Below are 3,403 nucleotides of genomic sequence, written 5' to 3' on the forward strand. Positions count from 1 at the left end.
GAATTCATAAGTCCTATATAATCAATATAAAATATACCCTGAGAATTATTAAAAAAGATGGAGCTTACTGTGAACTGGTTAACGGAACTTTTCTACCCATATCTAAAAGAAAACAAGATTTATTTAACAGATTTATAAAGATAAAAGAATAATGGCTTCAAAGACTTCCATTTTATTAATCAATATTTACCAGAAGTGATTTAACTTTTATTATAAAAATAATAGAAAAATGTGTATAGAAAAAGTTGATTTTTTCTCATTTAATTACGTTTTAAGTAGTAGTACCATTACCCGGACTTTGTTTAGCCCCCTCTGGAAACGGCATTGTCCAGAAGTGAAAATTAGGTAAAAAAAGCAATTTTGTCCGTTAAATATCTTTGAAAACTAACTTTGTAAACCCCTTCCCTATTTAATCTTCTAGCATCTGCAAACGGAATTATTATCAAAATAAGCTAGTTATTTTTTGTTTTAAAAATGGCCTTCATTGCGGTATCTTTATCTGCCATGATAATATCTTTGTAAAAAAAAGGTAAAATGCGAGTTCCACGAACCTCGTTCAAAACATCTAATGCTAAACTAATTTTCTTATCACGAGCTAGTCACTCTGCTTTAATTAAGTAAACTTCTACAGTTGTAATAACTCCATAATTAAACTTCTCGCTGATAATCGTATTGCAATAAGTTTCAGCACTGAGAGTCTTAATCTTCCATAGTGCTAAGAAACAGGAATCAGCCTCTTCAAAAAATTGTGCTTTCTCCACCGCATTATCATTTTCTTCAGTAAATTCTGTATAAGCACCATGCCCAAAAATATAATTCTCAATATAATCGTATCCCATCGGAGATGTCATTGCTATATTAAGAATCTGGATCTTCTATAATTTCTTTATTTTTATTATAAAATGCTGTCCAATCAAACAATTTACTATTCTTCGAATTCCCATTTATCACTTCTAAACTATTGATTATAATTTATATAATGATAAAATCCAAATAAATAATAGATTTAAAAGCAGGTTTATACTGTTTCAGTTTATATAATACATTAATATTGTCTTTTAACAGGGATTACATATAAATACCGACCCATACCATTTTTCTTCCTAGACAACAATATTTAGCAAGAATATTTTTAACTTAAGTAAGTTTTATTTAAAACGTTTATTAGCACATCTGCTCTTTAATATTATAAATATATGAAAAACTTAAAAACAACACTATTACTTTTAATGCTTGCAGGTGTTAGTAGTTGTGATGATTTTCTTTCTGAGAAACCCGATAATAGAACCAAAATAAATACTCCTGAAAAAAATTTCTGAAGTTTTAGTTTATGCCTACCCGCAAATGAGTTATTTTGATATTGCAGAAACAATGTCTGATAATGTATTTGATAGTGGTTTACCCACAACATTACCAAAAAACAAACAAAACTACAATTAGGCGATTCAAGCCGAAACTACTGATATAGACACTCAAGCGTATTATTGGGATACTTGTTATAAAGCAATTGCTCATGCAAATACCGCATTCCAAGCAATTGATGAATTAGGAAATCTAAGCAGTCTGAATCCTCAAAAAGGAGAAGCATTATTAGCAAGGGCCTATTCGAATTTTATGTTAGTTAATTTATGGTCAAAACGTTAAAACCCAGCTACTACAGGCACAACTTTGGGCATTCCTTATGTTACAGAACCAGAAATAGAGCTTATTACACTATATAAACGAAACACAGTTCAGGAGGTGTTTGACTTTATTCAAAAAGATATTGAAGAAGGGCTTACCCTATATAACTTTATGTATGTAAAAAAAACTTTCGATTAAGTTATACTATCACCATTTATACTTTTACAGGATCATCAAGTGTATTTAGAATGACAACTTATAAAATATATTTTTTTTATTAACCTATTTTTAAAAAGTGCATTTCCCTTCGGATTCCCTTTTTTTGTTTTCAAATTCCAAAAAAAGGCATTTAATATGGACGTATAAACTATTTAAAATGATTGTTCAAGATTTATCAAATAAAATTAGAGGACTACAATCTGTAAATTATCGAAAACATCATTTTATTGATTAAGAAAAAGTTATCCTGACTTCGCTGATTGTCGAACTTTTTTAATGATTTTCTCTACTAAATGCAACGACTTTAAAATTCATCTTACATTGCAGATCAATATTAAACAATTAAGAAAATTTTTAAATACGTTAATGCTAAAAATTCGACCATTACTCACCAAAATTGACCGTTAACTACATTATCATGAATATTTAAATAAATTAATGCAAAATTGAGCCAGTAATCTTGTAATGTTGAATGCTAAGATTACAATTTCTAAAAATTAATTAACTTATTAATATAGACAAGCGGTGACGATAATTGGTTTCTATTTCAATAAATCATATTCATTTACAGCAAAAAAAATCATTAGCAAGGATGCATAAAAATTTCATAATGAGTAGTTTAAAACCTCAATATTTCAAAAAGTGTATTGCAAGCTGTTTAAATATTCTAATACAAATAAAAAATAAATAAATAAATAAATAAATAAATAAATAAATACTTGTTAGCACCTACTATGCTAGTTACTGAACTAAGACTGAAGTATTGATTTACTAAATAATGTCTTTACCAATCGCGGTCAACAAAAATTTTCAATGAATAAATAAACGTAATAAATGAATCTTCTCGCAAAGATACTATCATTCTTAAAGTAGGAGACCTTAAATAAGATGGCAAATGCACAGGAACATAAGTTAAACTAATAATTAGGATTTAAATAATCCATTCTTTTGACATAAGGTTAATTTGCAAACATATTATAAATACTCAAAAAAGTGAATTTATGAATACTTATAAAGTTGTACTAGTGGAGGACGAGGTAAATAATATTTTACTTTTAAAACATTTTATTGAACAATATTGTATCAATGTTATTGTAGTTGGTGAAGCACTCACGAGCACGGATGCAGTAGCGATTATAAACGAAAATGAACCTGATATACTGCTGCTGGATATTAGGCTTAACGGTAAAGAAGTTTTCGAGGTTTTAGATCAGATTACAATTAATAAAGCACAAATTATATTTGTAACCTCACATGACGAATATGCTTTAAGAGCCATTAAATATAATGCAATTGATTACATACTTAAACCAATTATCATTGAAGAACTAGTTCTTTCAATAAACAAAGCTATAAAGAAACTTCAGCAGCAAAATTATTTTGATTTTAGCAAAGGCTCACAAATTAATAAAATTGAAAAAGAAATCTCTAATAATAAAGATTATATTGCAGTCGCCTCAATGGACAAAATTGAACTTATAAAAACGAGTGATATAATGTATTTAAGTTCTGATAGCAAGTATGCCACATTCCATGTCATAAGTGGTAAAGAATATGTATC

General features: G+C 28.0%; 3 protein-coding genes. 2 read left to right on the forward strand and 1 reads right to left on the reverse strand.

From position 1 onward, the window contains the following. Nucleotides 1–599 precede the first annotated feature (599 nt). Complete coding sequence (locus B0E44_RS16025) at nucleotides 600–851, reverse strand: hypothetical protein (protein ID WP_124019363.1); 252 nt, start codon at nucleotides 849–851, stop codon at nucleotides 600–602. Nucleotides 852–1,506: 655 nt separating this feature from the next. On the opposite strand from B0E44_RS16025, the gene B0E44_RS19055 reads away from it, so the two are divergent. Continuing rightward, complete coding sequence (locus tag B0E44_RS19055; RefSeq protein ID WP_254423311.1) at nucleotides 1,507–1,644, forward strand: RagB/SusD family nutrient uptake outer membrane protein; 138 nt, start codon at nucleotides 1,507–1,509, stop codon at nucleotides 1,642–1,644. A gap of 1,199 nt (nucleotides 1,645–2,843) precedes the next feature. Then, the coding region (locus B0E44_RS16035) for a LytTR family DNA-binding domain-containing protein (protein WP_077377554.1) at nucleotides 2,844–3,403 on the forward strand (560 nt) is incomplete at its 3' end.

Source organism: Flavobacterium sp. A45, assembly GCF_002001005.1.
Taxonomy (GTDB): domain Bacteria; phylum Bacteroidota; class Bacteroidia; order Flavobacteriales; family Flavobacteriaceae; genus Flavobacterium.